Origin of the sequence: Microcoleus sp. CZ3-B2, assembly GCF_036705055.1 — a bacterium.
Taxonomy (GTDB): Bacteria; Cyanobacteriota; Cyanobacteriia; order Cyanobacteriales; family Microcoleaceae; genus Microcoleus.
Window position 1 is genome coordinate 13,943 of record NZ_JAUBTN010000072.1, and the last position, 19,785, is coordinate 33,727.

Below are 19,785 nucleotides of genomic sequence, written 5' to 3' on the forward strand. Positions count from 1 at the left end.
CTGCATCTAATGTGCGATCGGCATTTTGATAATAAATTCCGTGCCCTTGCCCAATTCCGAAGTACAAGATAATTCGCCATTGTGTCTTTCTACAACAATTTGATAGCTAATTGACAAACCCATTCCCGTGCCTTTACCAACGGGTTTGGTAGTAAAAAATGTATCGAATATGCGCTGCTTAACTTCTTCAGCAATTCCCGGCCCGTTGTCAGCAATTTTGATTTCTACAAAATTCTCCCTAACTTCTGTGCAAATCTTAATCTGGCTGGGACTCTCTCGCATTTCTTGAAAACTTTGCTTACTATTCCCATCACCTAAAGCATCGATCGCATTACTGAGAATATTCATGAAAACTTGATTTATCGGCCCACCAAAACACTCCACAGGTGGTAAGTTTCCGTATTCTTTGACAATTGCAATTGACGGTATTTCACCATTTCCTTTCAAACGGTGATTTAGTATTAACAGCGTGCTGTCAATACCTTCATGGAGGTTAACGGGTTTCATCTGTGAATCGTCGTGCCGCGAAAAGTTCCGCAGCGACTTGACAATCTGGTCAATCCGCTCGATACCGACGCTCATTGAAGATACGATTTTGGGGAAATCTTCAACCAAAAAATCTAGTTCATCCTCTTCTATTCTCTGTTGAATTTCTACAACTGGATTGGGATAGTGCTTTTGGTAAAGTTCGAGGTAATTAAACAAGTCTCTAGTATAATTTTTGAGGTAAGCAAGATTGCCGTAAATGAAGCTAACGGGGTTGTTGATTTCGTGAGCGACTCCGGCAATTAGCAATCCCAAACTAGACATTTTTTCGCTCTGCACTAATTGGGAATGAGTGGATTTTAGTTCTTCTAGTGCTGCTGCTAGTTGAGCTGCTTGTTCTCTGCTTTGTGCTTCGGAATTATGCAATGCTTCTTCGGCTTGTTTGCGATCGGTTATGTCTCTCTGTACGCCGATGAAATGAGTTAATTTACCTGTTCTATCGCGCACTGGAGATATTGACAAAGCATTCCAAAAAGCGGTTCCGTCTTGGCGGTAATTTTTTAATCTTACCTTGCATTCGTTCTCTGTTTTCAATGCTTGGCGGATGGTATTTAGCGCATCGGAGTCTGTATCGCTTCCTTGCAAAAATCGGCAGTTTTTCCCGATAACTTCCTGTCGCCGATAACCTGTCATGCTCTCAAATGCGGGATTGCAATAAATAATTGGATGTTCTGGGTTAGTTGCGTCAGAGATGACAATTCCGGTACTGGTAGCTGCCATAGCCCGATCGTACAACCAAAGCATTTCTTCGGCGCGCTTGCGATCGGTAATGTCCCGCAGCGTCGCTAAATAAGCCATTTCTCCTTCCCATTCCGTTTCCACCAACCGCATTTCTACCACAGCATTTTCTTGCTGCTTGCGAATAACTTTAACTTCGGTTTGTACGACGCGAATTCCTGCTGTAGCTGCTTTTCTAACTGGGGGAATAATATCTGCGTTAATCTCCAGATCGCAAGCAGAACCTTCTACTAGCAAACCACCAAAAAACACTCGACCTAAAAGTTCCTCAGCCGTGCAATTAAACAGCGCTTCTGCTGACTGGTTTACAAAAGAAACAAGTCCTCGTTTGTTGACAATTACCATGCCGTCTGCATTCTTTTCTATCGCATTCCGAAACCGACCTTCGCTAGCTTTCAAATCCTGCTTTAGCTGTTCCATTGCTCGCTGCATCTGCTGCATTTCACACAAACTCAGACTGTAAGCTTGTGAAAAGTTGGCCTGTGTCGAAGTTTCTGCTGATTTTTTTGATATTTCTTGAGAGTTTATTCTATTGGTCATGTTGCTAGCAGTTTGTTTTGGGTTCCTACTAATATTACTGAGCTGATTTTCTGAATCTGCTTCTTGAAAAAACATATTTGAACCTACTATTTTTTTTATTAAGATGTCGCTCTTGCCCAAGTTTTTGGCTAATTTAGGGATAGAACAATTTATAACCGATGCTAGCACATGAATTTGATAATTAATCCTAAAATATCCTTAAGATTATAGAGCGATCGCCATCGAATTATCTATTACACTGGAATAAGTAATTTTAACAGCATAGGCCCTGGCGCGGGAGACTGCCGTGAAGGGGAAAGATGGCTTCAATCCCGCTGACAGCGGACAATATAACAGGATCGACGCGCCCGTTATAAATATTTATAGCCTTTCTCCGAAAGGTGAGGTACTGTCCGGTATAGGGCATATGGTATACCTCACCACGCTTGAGAACCGCTATATAATCAACTGAAAAGTGTTTTATTGTATAGAAAAAATATAATTATAACAAGCCAAGTCATGTTGAGATAATGTAATCATAGTCACAAACTACCAAATTATTCCCGTACCGCCAGATTTGATATAGAATATAACCTGTCTATTTTTGCGATCGCAATTTCAAACCAATGGCACGTCTAGCACTTCTGAGCGTATCCAACAAAACCGGGCTAATCGACTTAGCGCGCAGTCTAGTAGAAGAATTTGAATTTGACATAATTAGCAGTGGCGGGACAGCAAGCGCCCTCAAAGAAGCAGGAATCCCCGTCACAAAAGTTGCAGAATATACTGGTTCCCCCGAAATTTTGGGAGGGCGAGTCAAAACACTTCACCCGCGAATCCACGGAGGTATTTTAGCGCGCCGCGATGTAGCGCAAGATATCGCAGATTTAGCCGAAAATCAAATTCGGGCGATCGATCTAGTTGTAGTGAATTTGTATCCGTTTGAACAGACAATTGCTAAACCGGGAGTAACTCTAGCAGACGCGATCGAACAGATCGATATCGGCGGGCCCGCGATGCTGAGAGCTTCAGCTAAAAACCACGCTCATTTGACAGTTTTGTGCAATCCCGAACAGTACAATACTTATTTAGCAGAACTGCGGGAAAACGGCGGGGAAGCTTCTTTAAAATTCCGGCAAAAGTGCGCGCTGGAAACCTTCAAACATACAGCAAACTACGATCGCGCGATCGCCAATTATCTCAGCAGCCAATCCGAGCCAGAATCGAAGCTACCAGAAGATTTCAACGTATCGGGAACAGAACTGCAAACACTCCGCTACGGCGAAAATCCCCACCAAGCGGCCACCTGGTATCAAAGCGGAACTGCACCCACAGGCTGGACGACTAGCACCATCCTGCAAGGCAAAGAATTAAGCTACAATAATTTAGTAGATTTAGAAGCAGCAAGGCGGCTAATTGTAGAATTCCCGGACACTCCAGCCGCCGCTATTCTCAAGCATACAAATCCTTGCGGTACAGCCTTGGGAACAACTATTTCCGAAGCGTATCAAAAAGCTTTCGACACCGATTCAGTCTCAGCTTTCGGTGGAATTGTCGCCCTCAACCGCCCGATTGATGCTGCTACCGCAACGGCGTTAACTAAAACATTTTTAGAATGTATTGTTGCGCCGGGGTGCGAACCAGAAGCGGAAGAAATTATCAAGAAAAAGGCGAAAGTTCGAGTCTTGATTTTGCCGGATTTGACTCAAGGGCCGCCGCAAACTGTTAAAATTATTGCAGGTGGTTTGCTGGTTCAAGAGTCAGACAATGCAGTAGAAGAAACTAGCAATTGGCGCGCAGTTACTGAGAAACAGCCGACTGCTGAAGAGTGGGAAGAGTTGCTGTTTGCTTGGAAAGTAGCGAAACACGTTAAATCTAATGCGATCGTTGTAACGCGCGATCGCACTACAATCGGTGTCGGTGCGGGACAAATGAACCGCGTCGGATCGGTTAAACTAGCATTGGAACAAGCAGGAGAAAAGAGTCAAGGAGCGATTTTGGCTAGCGACGGCTTCTTCCCCTTCGACGATTCCGTAAAAACGGCGGCGGGCGCGGGGATAATTGCGATCGTCCAACCGGGAGGTAGTATGCGCGATAAAGATTCCATCGAAGCAGCCAACCAACTCGGAATCACAATGGTTTTCACCGATATCCGCCACTTTTTGCATTAGGAAATATACCTAGCAATTTTCAATTGTGTATCATAGGGTAGGGATACAATAGTGTTCGGGGATGTCAATAAGCGCCTAAACTTTTTGTATACCTCGTTGATAGCAGAGTCTAGAACCCCCTAAATCCCCCTTAAGAAGGGGGACGAAAGAGAATACTCTTATCCCCTACTAAGACGGGAGACTGTGACACTCTTATCCCCTACTAAGACGGGAGACTGTGACACTCTTATCCCCTACTAAGACGGGAGATTATGACACTCTTGTCCCCCCTTGTTAAGGGAGGTTAGGGGGGATCAAAAAGACTGTGACACCAATCAAAACTGTTATATCCTAACGACTTCCCAGTTGCGTCCTTAAAAAATTATGACTTACACTCAACAGCAAATTCAACCCCAAGACGTAAAAGTTAAAATCCTCCTCACCGGCGGACATCAGTGCACCATTACGCTCAAATCCGACACACCATTATTGCACAGCCTAGTCAAAACATTAGTCGATCGCACCCAAGCAACAGTAGGTTTTTCCACCTTATTTCAAATCCCCATAGACGACGGGCGTTCTAGCCTTTCCTTTCCCGGCGAACACCTAGTCGGATTAGTCACTGAACCCCCAATTTACTTGCAGCAACTGCAACCGCAGCAGCCAGCAACTCCCGCCGAAATCCCCGCCGAAATCCCCACCGCCGCGCCTGTAAATGACGACTTAATATCTCGCTACGCCCAAATAGATAACTTTTTGACACCAGCAGAAAAGAACAAACTAATCAAATATGTTTTAGCAAAAGAATCAGAATTTGTGAGTACCAGCACCTCAACAAATGCCCAAGATTACCGCCGTTCTATGGTACTTCACTCATTCCCCGAATTTTCAACACTGATGGTAAATCGGATTAAAGGAATTCTCCCCGACGTGCTGCGGAAATTAAATATCCCATCATTTCCGCTTGGTGATATAGAATCTCAGCTAACCACACACAACGACAACAACTTTTATAAACTTCACAACGACAGCGGCTCGCCCGATACCGCTAGCAGATTTTTTACTTACGTTTACTATTTCTATCGAGAACCCAAGGCTTTTTCCGGTGGCGAATTGCTGATTTATGATAGCAAAGTCGAGAACAATTTTTATGTGGCGGCCGACACTTTCAGAACGGTAGAACCTCGGAATAACAGTATCGTATTTTTTCTCAGCCGCTATATGCACGAAGTTTTGACAGTTAGCTGTCCCTCGAAAGCTTTTGCTGATAGTCGCTTTACTATTAATGGCTGGGTGCGTAAAGCTGATTGAGACAAGATTTGCGGGTTAATCTGGGTGCGTAAAGTAAAGATAAAACGGCGGTTAATATCAATTCCGATTGCACTCATACATGATGTTAACTGTTAACTGTTAACAGTGAATTTATATCAATTCTGTTAGCATCAGAATTATTCATTTCTCTCTAATCTCTCTGTGTTCTCTGTGTTCTAGTCAGGTTAAATCATTCCGATGCAACGGTCAACGATATTACTATTCCGATGAAGAGATGATTTGATATAAAACCAGGTTTACACAAACAAAACCCGATCTGAGAGGGGTTGAAGAATGGATGGTTAACATTACGTTTTTTTCTTGAGACGGCATTTTCTTCAATCTGCGGAGGCGGACGAAAGTTTTTGTAGACCTGGTTTCAACCGCCGTCTGCATCTGCATCTCCCATGAGGCGATATTTACTCCTGTGCTCCGGCATTTTTGAGCAATTTTACAACAGTGGAATAACCTTTAAACTCAGCCAGCATTAAAGCTGTATAATTGCCGGGATTTTTGTGATTTAGTTCTGCACCGGCGGCGATTAAAATCTTGACTGCATCAGCATAACCGCGATGGGCGGCCCACATTAAAGCAGTTGCGCCCGAATCATCCAGCAGGTTGACATCCGCGCCTTTTTCAACTAATAATTGGACGATCGCCAAATAACCGCGATCGCACGCCTTCATTAAAGCCGTTTTCCCCAAATCCGCCGGAACATTCGGATTTGCACCCCCGTCGAGCAAAACCTTCACCGTCTCAGTATGTCCGCCAAAAACAGCCAGCGTCAAAGCCGTCTCCCCAAAGTTTTTAGCATTCAGAAAATCTGCCTGATTTGAGTTGACTTTTTGCAGCAAAGCCGCTACGATCGCACTGTGACCGTGAACAGCAGCCACCAGCAAAGGCGTATCGCCCAACCGATTTCTGGCTCCGACACTAGCACCTCGGTTTAATAGCAATTCCACCACATCTTCGCAGCCTTCAACCACCGCAAAATTCAACGCAGTTTCATCATCTCTGTCCTTAGCGTTGATATCCGCGCCAGCATCGAGTAACATACGTGCGATCGGCAAATTTCCCCCAGCAGCAGCAGCCATCAAAGCCGTGCCCCCATCTCCATTCTTCACATTCGCATCAGCGCCCGCACCCAGCAAAGCCCGCACCGCATCAATATTGCCTAAATCCGCAGCCAAAGTCAAAGCAGTTTCGCCGTCTTTGTCGCGAATTTCCGCATTAGCGCCCTCCGCCAACAGCACCTCGACAACCGCCAAATTGTCCCCCGTAGCAGCCTCCATCAAAGCGGTTTTGCTCTTGAGATTTTTAAGATTAACATCCGCACCGCGATCGAGCAAAATTCTGACAATTTCAGCGCTACCTTGACTAACAGCTAAAAATAGCATGGCATTGTCAGCAACAGCACCCGCATCAGCCAAAACTTTCACAACAGCTTCGTGCCCCGACAAAGCCGCTATTTTCAGAGCAGAATCTCCATCTATATCTCGGACATTCACATCAGCCTTAGCATCAAGCAAAAGCCGCACAACATTAACATCTCCTTTGAGAGAAGCCGCCATCAAAGCCGTACTTCCATCATCATTTTTTGCATCAACATCAGCCCCCGCAGCCAACAACAGCCGCATAACATCAGCCTGTTTGTGAGCGGCGGCCAGCATCAAAGCTGTCAGCCCAAAACGCCTGCTCGCGAGGTTGACATTAGCGTCATTGTTTAGTAGAACACGCACGATTTCCGTATAGCCCTTTTGGGCGGCAAACATCAAAGCCGTTGTCCCCTCAGAGTCTTTGGCATTAGCGTCAACGCCTTTAGCGAGTAAAGCTTGGACGTGAATAATATTGCCAGTCTTGGCGGCTTGAATCAATACAGCGTCTTGTTTAGTGGCAGGCATAATAGTGTCTCATCCCGTATATTTTTACGGTCGCACGAGACTGACTTAGTGGTATACTAAGTTTTATGAAGTATGTTTGCTAATCCTCAGAACACTATGAACGTCGAAATAATTCCGGAGTCAGTAAAAGTTTGGAGCCAATTCTTCCACCCAGTTTTAATGTGGGTATTGCTGGCTCTGTCATTTTATGCTTTGTATCTCGGTCTTCAAATCCGCCGTACCAGAAGTGCTGAAGGCGAGGCCAAAAAAGAATTAATTAAGGGCAAATTCAACATCAAGCATCACCAAATTGGTTCTTTGCTGCTAGCCTTGATGGTAACAGGGGCGATCGGCGGAATGGCTGTCACCTACATCAACAACGGCAAACTATTTGTGGGAGCCCACTTGCTAGCAGGCTTGGGAATGACCGCAATAATTGCCATTTCAGCCTCGCTGACTCCTTTGATGCAAAAAGGCAATGATTTGGCCAGATACAGTCACATCGTTCTAAATGTGGCGCTATTGGGGCTGTTTGGCTGGCAGGCGGTAACAGGTGTGGAAATCGTGCAAAGAATTATCAGCAAAATGTAATCGTTAAAGCACGATTCACTCTTGGACGCGCGAGTGTCCTGAAACCGGGTTTTTCACGAGAATACTTCGTTTGTAGACGTAGATCATTCTAAAAACTCGGTTTTTTTAGTCCCAGTGCGTAAGTGCTATAATTGCGATCGGGCTGTCATATAGCCGGGAGCATCTCATATTTGTAAAAAGACTTCTTTTGACTCCTTCTTTCTTCCTCTTTCCTCCTGTCTCCTGTCTCCTGCCTCCTACCTCCAATTTCTAGCTTGGCTGCAAAAGTGAGATGCTCCCCATATAGCCTTTATCAAAAAAGTCAGATACAGGTTGAGATTTGAGATTTGAGATTTGAGATTTAAGATTGAGGGTTTGATACCTCATTTTTGTCAGAACTACTATAGCGATTCTCAAGCGTGGTGAGGATAGTCCAATGCCCTGCGCGGGCCAATGCCCTATCCCGGATAGTACCTCATATGAGAGCACAGAAAGGCTATAATAGATTAATCTATTTTTGTTGCAAAATTTTCAATTTAAGTAAGTCGGTGGGGAAAAACACAACTGTGTTAAGAAAGATAAATGAGGCTAAAACCCCAATCCCTCCTGCATTCTGTCTCCTGACTCCTGCCTCATCCCAACTACAAATATTTACGCCTTTCTACTTACTCTAAATTGTGCTTTGCTCAAAATATAAGTAAGCAAATTAGTCTGCGGTCAAGTTTAGTTTAGCAAAGCCAACCAACTAAAATGCCCTCTTTAAAAAAATAGCCTTGATCAAAAAGTTTAGATTTTAGATTTTTCGGCTTCGCGAGCGTACAAGTTTTAGATTTTTCGACTTCAGGAGCGAACAAGTTTTAGATTGGAGGATTGAGGGAGCGATCGATCGGTCAATACCTCCTATGATATCAAATCCTCTCTTCATCGGAATAGTAAATTCACTGTTGACTGTTGACTGTTGACTGTTGACTGTTAACTGTTATAGCGGTTCTCACAAAAGTGAGGTATGCCCTATGCCCGGTTTGGCCTATGCCCTATGCCCGGTTTGGCCTATGCCCTATGCCCGAAAGTACCTCATATGAGAGCACAGAAAGGCTATACTTATCGACTTTCTATCCAGCTCCCTTTGTCCGGGGTTTTGCTGGAGCCTAGAGTGTTGCTAAAGCTTGATATTAATTGGCTCAAAGCCTTGAAAAAACGGAGAGGGTGGGATTTGAACCCACGGAACCTTGCGGTTCACCTGATTTCAAGTCAGGCGCATTCGACCACTCTGCCACCTCTCCCGGTAGATAAACTACATCATACCAGTAGTTGCCGCTAACTACAAGCCGTTGCCGATTCTGTGTGCCGGTAAAGAATTTGTTCTAAAACCACTGCGAAATCTTCCCCCAGCCAAACTAGAGACGCTTCCGACACTGTGCCATTTTCCAGCAGCACGATCGAGAAATTCCGCAGTTTCGATCGCTCTCTCTCCACAATTCGCGGTACGCTGGCGGCATTCAAATAAACTGTACCCTCCCCACTCACGAAACATGACTTCCGCAACTCGTGCTTGGTGTGTCGCAGTTTGTGGTGCATATGACCAAAAGTTACCAGAGGTACGTGCTTCCCCGAACCGCGAGTTCGATCGATCGCCTCAGCAAAATCCGGGTCTCCCCAATCCCCTCCCAGCGGTTTCCAATCTCGCCCGCAGAGGTCGCCCGGAGCCTCTCCCAGCCCCGTCGGGCCCGTGTGACCCAAAAAAATCACATTTTCGCAATCCGCATCCGCAGCAGCCCCTGCAATGCGTTTGGCCGACTCCTCAAAACTTTCTACCCCAAACCATTCTGAGTAAAAATCGTTGTACCTCCACTCCGAACCCCCCCAAGTAAACGGGCGGCTTCCCACCACAGTTACGCCCAATTCGGGAAAATCTCGCTTGCTGTAACCGACGTGGGCTTCTCCCATTAAATCTAACTGCTTTTTTACCCAATTTTCTTTCTGGCGATCGTAGGGGCACTGACTCCGCCCCCACTCGGTTGCTGTGTACCAAGCGTCGTGGTTTCCAAACACCGCAGCTTTGGGAATGTCCAATTGGGCGATCGCCCGCACCACATCCACCGACTCGTTCCCAAAATCCCCCACAAACAGCACCAAGTCAACGCCCAAATGCTTCAGCGCCTCGCCGTCTTCTGCTTCCCAGCGATCGTGAACGTCCCCCACCACCGCAATTTTGATAGATTTAGCTTTATTCATTTGATTTGTTATGTGCGATCGAGCCCTAGCCCCTTCTTATCAGCATAAGAAACAGCGACCAATTTTTGCACTCTCCCCCAGGCAATTTTAGATTTTAGATTTTAGATTTTAGATTTTAGATTGGCCCAACCAGCCGCTTGCAACCGTTTTTGGTGAATTCAACTATAATTCAAAATACATTTGAGTCCAGCCGCCACCATTCACCCAAGATTCTAACTGTGTTTACCACCGCACCTGCTCCCAACTTTACCCAAACCAGACTGCCCGACGACTTGTTTGCCGCAATCAACGCCCTCAAACAAGAGTTAAACGCCGTCATTCTCGCCCACTACTACCAAGACTCCGACATCCAAGACATCGCAGACTTCATTGGCGACTCCCTAGAACTTGCCCGCAAAGCCGCCAACACCAGCGCCGATGTTATAGTTTTTGCCGGAGTTCATTTCATGGCAGAAACCGCCAAAATCCTCAATCCAGACAAATTAGTATTATTGCCAGACTTAAATGCAGGTTGTTCCCTCGCCGACAGTTGCCCGCCCGAAGCCTTTGCAGCATTCAAAGCCGATCGCCCAAAACACTTAGTTATTTCCTACATTAACTGTACCGCCCAAATAAAGGCAATGAGCGACATAATTTGCACCAGCTCCAACGCCGTCAAAATTGTCAACCAAATTCCTGAAAATCAGCCAATAATCTTTGGGCCCGATCGCAATCTCGGCCGCTACGTCATCGAACAAAGCGGTAGACACATGGAACTCTGGCAAGGAGCCTGCATCGTCCACGAAAACTTCTCAGAAAAAAAGATAGTTCAACTCAAAATCGAAAATCCCGAAGCCGAAATCATCGCCCACCCAGAATGCGAACCTCCCGTACTTCGCCACGCGAATTATATCGGTTCCACCGCCGCTTTGCTCAAATATACTCAATCGAGTTCCAGCCAAGCATTTATTGTCGCGACTGAACCGGGAATAATTCACCAAATGCAAAAGCAAACACCACACAAACAATTTATCCCCGCTCCTGGCAACAATAATAATACTTGTGCTTGCAACGAATGCCCGCACATGAGATTAAATACCTTGGAAAAATTGTACCTATCCCTCAAAAATAAAACTCCCGAAATTACCATGTCCCAAGAACTGCAACGGGCAGCCTTGAAACCAATCCAGCGAATGCTAGAAATGAGCTAACCGTCAATTACCAACTTTCAGTTAACCTATTGTAGGGTAAATTGGGTGCGACAATTAACTTAAGTCACCAACAAACAAATATTAAACCGCGCCCAACCCACTAATATTAGACTTGCATTGTACTCACTCGCAGACAATCTATAAATTATCTGCGTTTATTTGTGTTTATTTGCTTAAAATCTGCGGTTGATCGGCTCTCTCGAAGATTTATGCAAGAACTATCAGCTAAAATCAAAAATTGTATGATTCCAGAAAAACTAATAATTTTCACCCGCTATCCCGAACCCGGAAAAACCAAAACTAGACTGATTGCGGTGCTGGGAAAAACAGGTGCTGCCAATCTTCACCGCTTGATGGCCCAAAAGGCGATCGCCCGCGCGCTCACTCTCCAAAACTCCCGCCAACTATCAGTAGAAATTCATTACACAGGCGGCAGCCCACAACAGATGCAAGACTGGTTGGGAACCGATGTTATTTATCAAAATCAAACAGACGGCGATTTAGGTGCCAGAATGACCGCAGCGTTTCAAAACTCCTTTAATTCGGGGGTTGACAAAGCTGTAATTATCGGCACTGATTGTCCCGCACTGAAACCAGAAATCATGGCAAAAGCTTTTGACGAACTGAGCCAGCACGATTTAGTTTTGGGGCCGGCAAAAGACGGAGGTTATTATCTGATCGGGCTGGGGCGATCGGTACCAGAATTATTTGGTGGCATTAACTGGGGAACTAATGAGGTTTTTGCTGCTACGCGGGCGATCGCCCAAAACCTCGATCTGAAAATTGCTTATCTTCCCACTCTTGCAGATATCGATCGACCGGAGGATTTGCTAGATTTAGATATGAATATGTTGAAATAATTAAACTCGATTGAGCAGATCTAATTCATTAGTAATTCTCATGTTTAATTAATAAAAAACACTTGATTTTGAAACCAGAAAGTCATAATATAGTAATTGTATTTGTCTGACCAAATGCAGTGGTTAGACAGCGCTTGCGACAATAGTCGCAAGCGCGACAAAAGCCAAAATATAACAAATTTTAGTTCAAAATAGAATCATGATTTGAGGGCGATACTCTGCGATAATCGTCCCCCAAATCGTAGAAACCCGGTTTCTGACTGAATTGCTCCTAAAGCGTCGCCCAACTCCTAGAAACCCGGTTTCTGACTATAGCGGTTATCAAAAAAGTGAGGATAGCCCAATGCCCTGCGCGGGCCAATCCCTCCGCTTCGCTCCGCTCAATGCCCTATGCCCAATGCCCTATCCCGGATAGTACCTCATATGAGAGCACAGAAAGGCTATATTTATGGCTACTCAACCCAAAACTCATAGAAACCCGGTTTTTCGACCCCATCTGTAAAGCCTAAAACTGTCCCAAGCTGTTGAATAACAGATAAGCTTTGTACAACCCGCCCTCTATGTCACGGGCTGCTTAATTCTGTATGCCATCAGAAAATCATAATCTCAAAATTTCTATTATTATTCCAGCCTTAAACGAAGCACCTACGATCGCCCCAGTCATCTCCACCGCCCGAAATGCTAAAAATGTTGAAATCATTGTCGCCGACGGCGGCAGCAGCGATGGCACCGCAGATATAGCCCAATCTTTGGGCGTGCGAGTTATCTCTACCGCCCCAGGCCGCGCTACTCAAATGAATACAGGTGCCGCCTCCGCTACTGGAGATATCCTGCTGTTCCTCCACGCCGACACTCTTTTACCCCCAGGCTACGACTCTGACGCGCGCATGGCATTAGCTAAACCGTCCATACTAGGGGGGGCATTTCCACTCAAAATTGATGGGCGCAGGCTCTGTCTGCGGCTGGTAGAAACAGGGGTAAACTGTCGATCGAACTTTTTCCAAATGCCCTACGGCGATCAAGCCATTTTTCTGTATTCAGCTACCTTTGACAAAATCGGCGGTTTTCCCGACTTACCCCTGATGGAAGACTTTGAATTCGTGTGCCGGTTGAAAAAACAAGGCCGCATTGCCCTATTACCCCAGCCCGTGCTGACCTCCGACCGCCGCTGGCAGCAGCTTGGGGTACTCAAAACCACTGCCATCAATCAAATAGTAATTATCGCTTATTTCCTGGGAGTGTCGCCCGATCGACTCGCTTTCTGGTATAGAGGACAAAAGAAAAATTCTTCTGAAAACTAAAGAATAGTGAACTTTTCTAAAGCTCGGTAGCATTTATGCAAATAGGAAGCCCGTCCCTGCGTAAAATATGACTTGAACGCCTCAAAATTTACGCACAGCGAGGAAAAAGAGAATATGGCCGATCCCAGAGATGCAGAGCTTATTAAACCCTTTAACGGCGACCCCTTCACGGGTCATCTAGCAACTCCCATCAGTGCTTCTGATTTCACCAAAGCATTCATCGGGAACTTGCCAGCCTACCGCAAAGGACTCTCGCCCCTAGTTCGAGGTCTAGAAATCGGTTTGGCACACGGCTATTTCCTCGTCGGCCCAGAAATCGTCTTCGGACCCCTGCGGGATTATCCTGAAGCAGCTAATCTTGGCGGACTAATTACAGCCCTCGTCATAGTTCTACTAGGCACACTAGGTATGTCTGCCTACGGTTTGGTCTCTTTCAAGCAAGACAACACCAGCTACCCCAGTGCTAATCCCATGACTCCCGATTCCCTCAGAAATGCTGAAGGATGGAGTCAGTTGACCGCTGGTTTCTTCATTGGCGGCATGAGCGGCGTCTTTGCTGCCTACTTCTTGCTGGAAAACTTTAATGGCGTTGATGCCATTTTCCGGGGTTTAGTCAACAATTAGACTCCGCTGCTCGATATCCCTGTTGAAACACGCTAACTTTAGTTTGGAGAATTTGACATGACAGGTACCTACGCTGCCTCTTTCTTGCCTTGGATTTTGATTCCCGTTGTTTGCTGGCTGATGCCAGTTGTGGTAATGGGTTTGTTGTTTATTCACATCGAAAGCGACGCCTGAGCTTTTCCCACAAAGCAACACCTCAGTTGGAAGACTGACAGACAAGTGCTCTGAAACCTCTCTCATAAGTCTAGGGAAAATCCGAAAAAATTGTTTTGAGATTGCTGGTAATTAGGAAATTTGCTTTCTTTACCCCAACCCCCAGACTCGACTGTGTGGAGCAATCTTTCTGTCTTCTTCCATCTGAATTCGCCATTGCAAAAAATCCTCTGTCATGCGGGCAGAGGATTTTTTTACAAATATTTTTTTCCCGCAGGCACAAATCACCCGATCGCCAAAGACAAATTTCCAAATTCTGAGCCACAATTGTTATGGAAACCTACTCATCAGGAGACAGCGATGCAATTTCTCTCCGCGCGCAAAATCTTAGCTCCATTCCTGATCTCGGTACTGCTGCTGGTGACTTCCTGCGGTCAAACCCAAACCCCTTCGCGCTGGGATCAAGCCCAGAAGGAAAGTACCCAAAAACCCGCGGCTAATACCAAGCAGGCTACTGACAAATCCATAGCTCAAAGTCAAAACCTTCCCAAGAACGCAGTCGCAGGCGGCAAGTTAAATAAATACTTCCCCTCTTCAGGCGGCGGATTCGATCGCGTCTTCGCTCAAGAAAAATCTGGTTTTGCTGAAGCTAAGCTCAACAAAGACGGTAAAAATGTCGCGGTACTCTCGATTAACGATATCGCCGGCAACCCCTCCGCTGGTACAAAATTCCAGCAAAGTACCAAGCAAATTAGCGGCTATCCTGCTGTCAATCAGGGTGCTAATATCACTGCTGTTTTGGTGGCAAATCGCTATCAGGTGAAAGTTCAATCCCGCGATCCATCTTTTACTGCTAGCGATCGCGAAGCTTGGCTGTCAAAATTTAACCTCGCCGGCCTCGCTAGCGTTAAATAGCAATCTCTCCGATAGAACTTCCCGCCCGACTTTAGTCAGGCGCAATCAAAATTAAGTCTGCCCAGACAAAATTGTGAAGTTCTTGCCATCTGCCAAAAGTAATATCTTTGATTCTTGTTCAGCTATAAGGAGTTTTTTGTGAGCAAAACAGTCTTTGAATTAGTCGATCAATTGCCCAAAGACAACATGACTGTCAAAGCCCTGCGAGCGCTTGACTTTGTGGTTCCCGGCGAGTGGAACAATTTAGTGGGCTTTGAAAATACCATTCGCACTGTTACTGGCGAAACTGATGAAGATTTGATTCAGCAAATTGGCGATCGGGCCATCTATCTCTACAACGATAAGTCCCAAGGCTACCAGCGCGCTCTTTGGCTCTACCAAACCATCGACAGTGCCTCCGGTGCCCTAGGCGCGGCTGCTATGGCCAACAAAGTATCCGAAAATGTCCCGTTTTTGGGCTTCCTCGGCAATCTCACCCCGAAGCCAGAAAAAGCTCAGACGATCGACCTTTCTTTGAAGTTAGTCACTGAGTTGCTCGCTTTTTGCCAAATCAACGGGATTCCAGGCGACAGCATCGGCGATTTTGCCGGAGCTCTGGGCGACTACGGCGGCGAATCCCTGATGCGGATGGCTGCTTTGGTTTGTTTCGACGGTTTGATTCCCCTGGGCCCAGACTTTATTATGGCCACTCAGTCTTGGATTCAACGCCTCTCCCCGCAAGATTTGCAAGATAATGTAGTGTTTAAGTCGATCGGCGGCATGATTCCAGGCGGCTCTCCCGCAGGCCAGCTCGGCTTTATCGGCGAAAGCTTTAACTCGGTTTCCGGTTGGATGGGCTCTTTTGTCAGCGATCGAGGTTTGACACCTCAAAACGTACTCGGCCACTTGCAGAATTTTGTCGAAATTTCTGCCGATAAGGTGGACTATGTGGGCGCATTCCTCGACATGACTACCAATTACTACGAACACACCGGCGTTCAAACTCTCGCCCGCCGTTTGATTGAACGAGCTGTCGCTGAAATTTAGACTCAGCACAGGAGTTGCAATTTGTCAAGAGGAAAACCCGGCAGCGAGTGTTTCGATCTCAAAGTTTTTTGACTGACAATTCTTTAAGCTTGGTTTTCGATAAAATATCTGTGCGATCGATCGAGTCGATCGCCCGGATCTCAACTCAAAACTCCTACCAATCAATTTTACAAGGAAGCCTTAATGCCAGAAGAACCGCAAAACCCTACCGCTGGCGAATCAGAAACTCCCAGTGCTGCGATCGAGAACGCCCCAAGTTCCGACGCACCCGAGACAACCGACTTACCCAGCACTGACAAGCCCGCAGCTAAAGCTAAAAAGCCCCCAGCTAAAGCCGCTGACGGCGACAAGCCCCCAGCTAAAGCTAAAAAAGAAAAAGCACCTGCTGTTGAAGACAAGCCCTTTGCAGAATTTATTCAACAAGATTATTTGCCCGCCTTGCAAACTGCTTTGACCAAGCAGGGCGTTAAGGACTTAGAGGTACGTTTTACCAAGCAAAAACTCCCCATTGCCGGTATGAGTACCGCTGGAGATTGCTGGCAAGTAATTGGTAAATTCCAAGAAGGTCAGCGCCAATTTAACCTGTATTTTCCTCAAGAAAATATTCAAAGTCAAAGGGCGTTTTCCTGTGCTGAAAATAATACCCATACCAGCACTTTAGAGCCTTTTTTGATAGACGAGCGCAAGATTACTCTCGACCTCATGGTGTTTGGCGTAGTCCAGCGGCTTAACGCTCAAAAATGGTTGAATCTTAATTAGTCAGTAGTCAGTAATCAGTAGTCGGTAGTCAGTAGTCAGTAGTCAGTAGTCAGTAGTTGTTGGGAATTGGTTATTAGTTATTGGTTATTGGTTACTTGCTACGAATTCCCAATTTCCCATTCTCAATTCCCAATAACAACTAACAGCTAACAGTCAACAGTCAACATTCAACAGTCATTAGTCATTAGCTATGACTTGTCATTTATTGGTCACTAGAAGCAAAATTACAGATTGAGCGATCGATAAAGTTCGTATCCAAATTAACCAGACCGTCACTAAAAAGTGCCTGGAGACAAGCAACTAATGACTGAGGACTATTGACTAATGACTGCTGACTACCGACTAATGACTACTGACTCCAAACTAATGACTAATGACTGCTGACTACCGACTAATGACTACTGACTCCAAACTAATGACTAATGACTACTGACTAATGACTCCAAACTAATGACTAATGACTACTGACTAATGACTCCAAACTAATGACTCCTAACTAATGACTTACCTGTTGAAAAATTGCGAGCTTGCATAATCGCGAAAAGGTCAACATCTGTTTCTAACAAACAAGCATGACCGCTGTTAGCCAGCATCACCATTTCAGCATTGGGAATTACTTTGACTAAAAGCTGCGCTTCTGCTATTGAAGGTAGCAGCCGATCGGCACCGCTAGCAATTACTAACGTCTGCTGTTTGATGCCGCGCAACTGATTTTCATCAACATCAAACGATCGCACTAACGCCAATCTCCACACAGACGTGTGTTGCGGTACGGCTTGCATCGCTTCTAGCAAAGCCCGCCGGTCGTCGCGCCCAATCTTTCCTAAAGATGCTAATATCGGCAACAAACCGATTACCGACAGCGGATAAAGATTCGCCGGCAACCACTGAGTTAGATGCGAACCCCACTGCACCCAAGGCTGTTGTCGGAATGAAGAAGCAGGATTCACTAAAATTAGTCGATCGCACAATTGGGGAGCTTCTAAAACAATTTTCATCGCTAAACAGCCCCCAAATGACTCCCCGCACAGATAAACCTGCCGCTGCTGCTTTCCGGTTTGCTTTTCTGCTTCGATTAAGGCAATTGTTTCGCTGACAAGTACCTCCCAACTAGCCATATCATCAGGAGGTAAAGTTAAGCAGCGAATGTCGAAATGATTCGCCAATTTAGAAATTTGCGGCCGCAGCAGCAAACCGCTACCATCCATACCGGGTAGAAATATAAATAAAGGGCGATCGGCTTTCGGGGGTTTGGGGGTTAGAAAACGAACCTGGTTACTAGCATTTGGCATGATTAAAATCAGAAATTAAATTGTATGAACTCTATCAGTCGGGGATTGCTGTCAAAAATAGGGGGATAATCACAGAGCAAGAAAAATCATCAATTAAGACATCAGACGAATCGGGAATCTTAAACCAGGAAGCGACTAAGAATCAGCCGAGGACGGCGACAAAAGGAAAATGCAAGTAAAAATTGCAAATTTATTCCTAATGACTGATGACTGATGACTATTGACTAATGACTTCTTCGTTACAAACACCCTCGTTGGAGCAATTGTGCAATTTCCCCCTGACAGTGCTCTGTGAGTTCAGCAACAACAGCTTTGGCTTTTTTGCCTCGATATTGCTGCTGTCGATCGACAGTAATCCAGTAAGGCCGACCGATTAAAACATTAACTCGCTGATAAACTATCACAGGATGCCACCCGGCGCGATCGAACAGCGGTTCGGAAGGATCGAACAAACTCAACAACTTGAGCGGTACACCAGAGCGCACCGACTTTTCCTCGATCGAACCAATCGCCACCGGCAATACCGCCAAATCGCGCAGCGGAGCCCGCAAAGCCAAATGAGCAAATCCCCGCTGAAACTTCCCCACAGTATTCGGTTGAGTACACTTCACCATCGGTTCTGCACCCTCTGGAAATACCCCCACCATCTCCCCACTTTGCAGCAGCGACGTCGCTTGAGAGAAAAAATGCTGCTGTCGCTGCTCCGGTGCTTCCAAGGGAAAAGCCCCAAAAGTCGTGACAACTTCCCGAATCACCGGAACTTGACCCATGTAGTGATGACAAGCAAACCGGATCGATCGACTCAAAGCCGCCGTCAGCAGCACAGGATCTAAGAAACTGCGGTGATTGCTCACCACCAGCACGGGACTATCTCGGGGAATCCGGTGCTGGTGGTGCAAAAACATCTGCGTTCCCAAACCAGCCAGGAAACAGCGCGAAATCAGCAATGTGCGATCGGAAGACATGGGCTAAAACACAGGTGCGAGGCTATAAAGGTTGATTGTATCCCCATGCAGCTTAACATTACTTTACAAAATCGGGAGTCAGCCAAAAAGCATACTTCCCCTAGACAAGACCTTTGCAAATCTACCCGCATTTCAGGCGCCGCGCGGATCTACAGATAGCGGTTCGATCGCGTTGTGAGGTATACCCAATCCCTCCGCTTCGCTCCGCCCAATGCTCCATCCCTCCGCTTCGCGCTCGCCCAATCCCTCCGCTTCGCTCCGCCCAATTCCCAATCCCTCCGCTTCGCGCTCGCCCAATTCCCAATCCCTCCGCTTCGCTCCGCCCAATTCCCTGTTTGGCCAGCGGCACCTCATCTTTCTGAGAAATGCCTAATACCATTTTTTTAAAGATGTGATAGAGATAAAGCCTGTAAAATCCAGGACCATCCGGTGAGAAATCCAAGGACGCGATCGGTGAAAGATGCTAAAATTTCCTGAACTTTTGTGCGAAGTTCATCAAGATTACTAAACACCGACTTTCCCTAAGAAATTTTTGAGATATTCCCACACTCTCTCTGTGGGATTTACTTCGGGACAAGCCGGAGGTTGAAACAGTAAAATAATATTGTCTGGTAAGTCAGATGAGTCTAAATTATGAGCCGGTGCGTTATCGACTTGAATGATGTGTAATTCATCGGGATATTGTATTGACAAAAGTTGCAAATATGCTTCAAAACAAACTTTATCTAAATGTGAAAACTCCCAAAAAAAA

Annotated in this window: 18 protein-coding genes and 1 tRNA gene; 11 read left to right on the forward strand and 8 right to left on the reverse strand. The window is 46.0% G+C overall.

Annotated features, from left to right (window positions below):
* Positions 1-6 precede the first annotated feature (6 nt).
* A complete protein-coding gene (locus QUA97_RS24200; RefSeq protein ID WP_228050071.1) occupies positions 7-1,824 on the reverse strand; it encodes a hybrid sensor histidine kinase/response regulator in 1,818 nt (605 codons plus the stop codon).
* A gap of 605 nt (positions 1,825-2,429) precedes the next feature.
* Here QUA97_RS24200 and purH point away from each other — a divergent pair.
* Positions 2,430-3,974 (forward strand): bifunctional phosphoribosylaminoimidazolecarboxamide formyltransferase/IMP cyclohydrolase, encoded by a 1,545-nt coding sequence (gene purH / locus QUA97_RS24205; RefSeq protein ID WP_333196622.1) that lies wholly within the window; start codon positions 2,430-2,432, stop codon positions 3,972-3,974.
* Positions 3,975-4,337: 363 nt separating this feature from the next.
* Positions 4,338-5,264, forward strand: coding sequence for a 2OG-Fe(II) oxygenase (locus QUA97_RS24210; protein ID WP_333196625.1), 927 nt, complete (start codon positions 4,338-4,340; stop codon positions 5,262-5,264).
* Between the two features lie 419 nt (positions 5,265-5,683).
* Here QUA97_RS24210 and QUA97_RS24215 read toward each other — a convergent pair whose 3' ends face one another.
* On the reverse strand, positions 5,684-7,165 hold the full coding sequence (locus QUA97_RS24215; protein WP_333196627.1) for an ankyrin repeat domain-containing protein: 1,482 nt from the start codon (positions 7,163-7,165) through the stop codon (positions 5,684-5,686).
* Positions 7,166-7,261: 96 nt separating this feature from the next.
* Here QUA97_RS24215 and QUA97_RS24220 point away from each other — a divergent pair, with 96 nt between their 5' ends.
* The gene (locus tag QUA97_RS24220) at positions 7,262-7,735 is read left to right on the forward strand and encodes a DUF4079 domain-containing protein (RefSeq protein WP_194012100.1); all 474 of its coding nucleotides are present in this window, start codon (positions 7,262-7,264) and stop codon (positions 7,733-7,735) included.
* A 1,177-nt stretch (positions 7,736-8,912) separates the two neighbouring features.
* On the opposite strand, the gene QUA97_RS24225 is transcribed toward QUA97_RS24220, so the two are convergent.
* Both QUA97_RS24225 and QUA97_RS24230 read right to left on the reverse strand, forming a co-directional pair.
* Positions 8,913-8,997, reverse strand: a tRNA-Ser gene (locus tag QUA97_RS24225).
* 34 nt (positions 8,998-9,031) lie between these two features.
* On the reverse strand, positions 9,032-9,949 hold the full coding sequence (locus tag QUA97_RS24230; RefSeq protein ID WP_194068112.1) for a TIGR04168 family protein: 918 nt from the start codon (positions 9,947-9,949) through the stop codon (positions 9,032-9,034).
* Between the two features lie 218 nt (positions 9,950-10,167).
* On the opposite strand from QUA97_RS24230, the gene nadA reads away from it, so the two are divergent.
* The 8 genes from nadA to QUA97_RS24270 all read left to right on the forward strand — a co-directional run bounded on the left by nadA (position 10,168) and on the right by QUA97_RS24270 (position 16,777).
* Positions 10,168-11,139, forward strand: coding sequence for a quinolinate synthase NadA (gene nadA, locus QUA97_RS24235; protein WP_194068139.1), 972 nt, complete (start codon positions 10,168-10,170; stop codon positions 11,137-11,139).
* Positions 11,140-11,381: 242 nt separating this feature from the next.
* Positions 11,382-11,999 (forward strand): TIGR04282 family arsenosugar biosynthesis glycosyltransferase, encoded by a 618-nt coding sequence (locus QUA97_RS24240; protein ID WP_194068111.1) that lies wholly within the window; start codon positions 11,382-11,384, stop codon positions 11,997-11,999.
* A gap of 584 nt (positions 12,000-12,583) precedes the next feature.
* On the forward strand, positions 12,584-13,300 hold the full coding sequence (locus QUA97_RS24245) for a TIGR04283 family arsenosugar biosynthesis glycosyltransferase (RefSeq protein ID WP_194068110.1): 717 nt from the start codon (positions 12,584-12,586) through the stop codon (positions 13,298-13,300).
* A 114-nt stretch (positions 13,301-13,414) separates the two neighbouring features.
* Positions 13,415-13,924, forward strand: a complete 510-nt coding sequence (locus QUA97_RS24250) for a photosystem I reaction center protein subunit XI (protein WP_194012096.1) — start codon at positions 13,415-13,417, stop codon at positions 13,922-13,924.
* A 57-nt stretch (positions 13,925-13,981) separates the two neighbouring features.
* Positions 13,982-14,098 carry a photosystem I reaction center subunit VIII gene (locus QUA97_RS24255; protein ID WP_194063327.1) on the forward strand — a complete coding sequence of 39 codons (117 nt, stop codon included), beginning with the start codon at positions 13,982-13,984 and terminating at the stop codon, positions 14,096-14,098.
* 339 nt (positions 14,099-14,437) lie between these two features.
* The gene (locus QUA97_RS24260; RefSeq protein ID WP_194068109.1) at positions 14,438-14,992 is read left to right on the forward strand and encodes a hypothetical protein; all 555 of its coding nucleotides are present in this window, start codon (positions 14,438-14,440) and stop codon (positions 14,990-14,992) included.
* 138 nt (positions 14,993-15,130) lie between these two features.
* Positions 15,131-16,018: a hypothetical protein gene (locus QUA97_RS24265; protein ID WP_194068108.1), complete on the forward strand. Its 888-nt coding sequence runs from the start codon at positions 15,131-15,133 to the stop codon at positions 16,016-16,018.
* Positions 16,019-16,201: 183 nt separating this feature from the next.
* On the forward strand, positions 16,202-16,777 hold the full coding sequence (locus tag QUA97_RS24270; RefSeq protein WP_333196633.1) for a DUF2996 domain-containing protein: 576 nt from the start codon (positions 16,202-16,204) through the stop codon (positions 16,775-16,777).
* 482 nt (positions 16,778-17,259) lie between these two features.
* On the opposite strand, the gene QUA97_RS24275 is transcribed toward QUA97_RS24270, so the two are convergent.
* The 4 genes from QUA97_RS24275 to QUA97_RS24290 form a co-directional block, all read right to left on the reverse strand.
* Complete coding sequence (locus tag QUA97_RS24275; RefSeq protein WP_194068106.1) at positions 17,260-18,069, reverse strand: alpha/beta fold hydrolase; 810 nt, start codon at positions 18,067-18,069, stop codon at positions 17,260-17,262.
* A gap of 239 nt (positions 18,070-18,308) precedes the next feature.
* Positions 18,309-19,034, reverse strand: a complete 726-nt coding sequence (locus tag QUA97_RS24280) for a lysophospholipid acyltransferase family protein (RefSeq protein WP_194068104.1) — start codon at positions 19,032-19,034, stop codon at positions 18,309-18,311.
* 132 nt (positions 19,035-19,166) lie between these two features.
* Entirely contained in the window at positions 19,167-19,388 is a 222-nt protein-coding gene (locus tag QUA97_RS24285; RefSeq protein ID WP_333196637.1) for a hypothetical protein, read from the reverse strand.
* A gap of 150 nt (positions 19,389-19,538) precedes the next feature.
* Positions 19,539-19,785, reverse strand: a 247-nt coding sequence (locus tag QUA97_RS24290; RefSeq protein WP_333196638.1) for a transposase, incomplete at its 5' end; no start/stop codon positions are given.

Bases quoted from the DNA above. Each gene is read 5' to 3' on its own strand.
- QUA97_RS24200 (WP_228050071.1), bottom strand. From the start codon at position 1,824: ATGACCAATAGAATAAACTCTCAAGAAATATCAAAAAAATCAGCAGAA.
- purH (WP_333196622.1), top strand. From the start codon at position 2,430: ATGGCACGTCTAGCACTTCTGAGCGTATCCAACAAAACCGGGCTAATC.
- QUA97_RS24210 (WP_333196625.1), top strand. From the start codon at position 4,338: ATGACTTACACTCAACAGCAAATTCAACCCCAAGACGTAAAAGTTAAA.
- QUA97_RS24215 (WP_333196627.1), bottom strand. From the start codon at position 7,165: ATGCCTGCCACTAAACAAGACGCTGTATTGATTCAAGCCGCCAAGACT.
- QUA97_RS24220 (WP_194012100.1), top strand. From the start codon at position 7,262: ATGAACGTCGAAATAATTCCGGAGTCAGTAAAAGTTTGGAGCCAATTC.
- QUA97_RS24230 (WP_194068112.1), bottom strand. From the start codon at position 9,949: ATGAATAAAGCTAAATCTATCAAAATTGCGGTGGTGGGGGACGTTCAC.
- QUA97_RS24240 (WP_194068111.1), top strand. From the start codon at position 11,382: ATGATTCCAGAAAAACTAATAATTTTCACCCGCTATCCCGAACCCGGA.
- QUA97_RS24245 (WP_194068110.1), top strand. From the start codon at position 12,584: ATGCCATCAGAAAATCATAATCTCAAAATTTCTATTATTATTCCAGCC.
- QUA97_RS24250 (WP_194012096.1), top strand. From the start codon at position 13,415: ATGGCCGATCCCAGAGATGCAGAGCTTATTAAACCCTTTAACGGCGAC.
- QUA97_RS24255 (WP_194063327.1), top strand. From the start codon at position 13,982: ATGACAGGTACCTACGCTGCCTCTTTCTTGCCTTGGATTTTGATTCCC.
- QUA97_RS24260 (WP_194068109.1), top strand. From the start codon at position 14,438: ATGCAATTTCTCTCCGCGCGCAAAATCTTAGCTCCATTCCTGATCTCG.
- QUA97_RS24270 (WP_333196633.1), top strand. From the start codon at position 16,202: ATGCCAGAAGAACCGCAAAACCCTACCGCTGGCGAATCAGAAACTCCC.
- QUA97_RS24275 (WP_194068106.1), bottom strand. From the start codon at position 18,069: ATGCCAAATGCTAGTAACCAGGTTCGTTTTCTAACCCCCAAACCCCCG.
- QUA97_RS24280 (WP_194068104.1), bottom strand. From the start codon at position 19,034: ATGTCTTCCGATCGCACATTGCTGATTTCGCGCTGTTTCCTGGCTGGT.
- QUA97_RS24285 (WP_333196637.1), bottom strand. From the start codon at position 19,388: ATGAGGTGCCGCTGGCCAAACAGGGAATTGGGCGGAGCGAAGCGGAGG.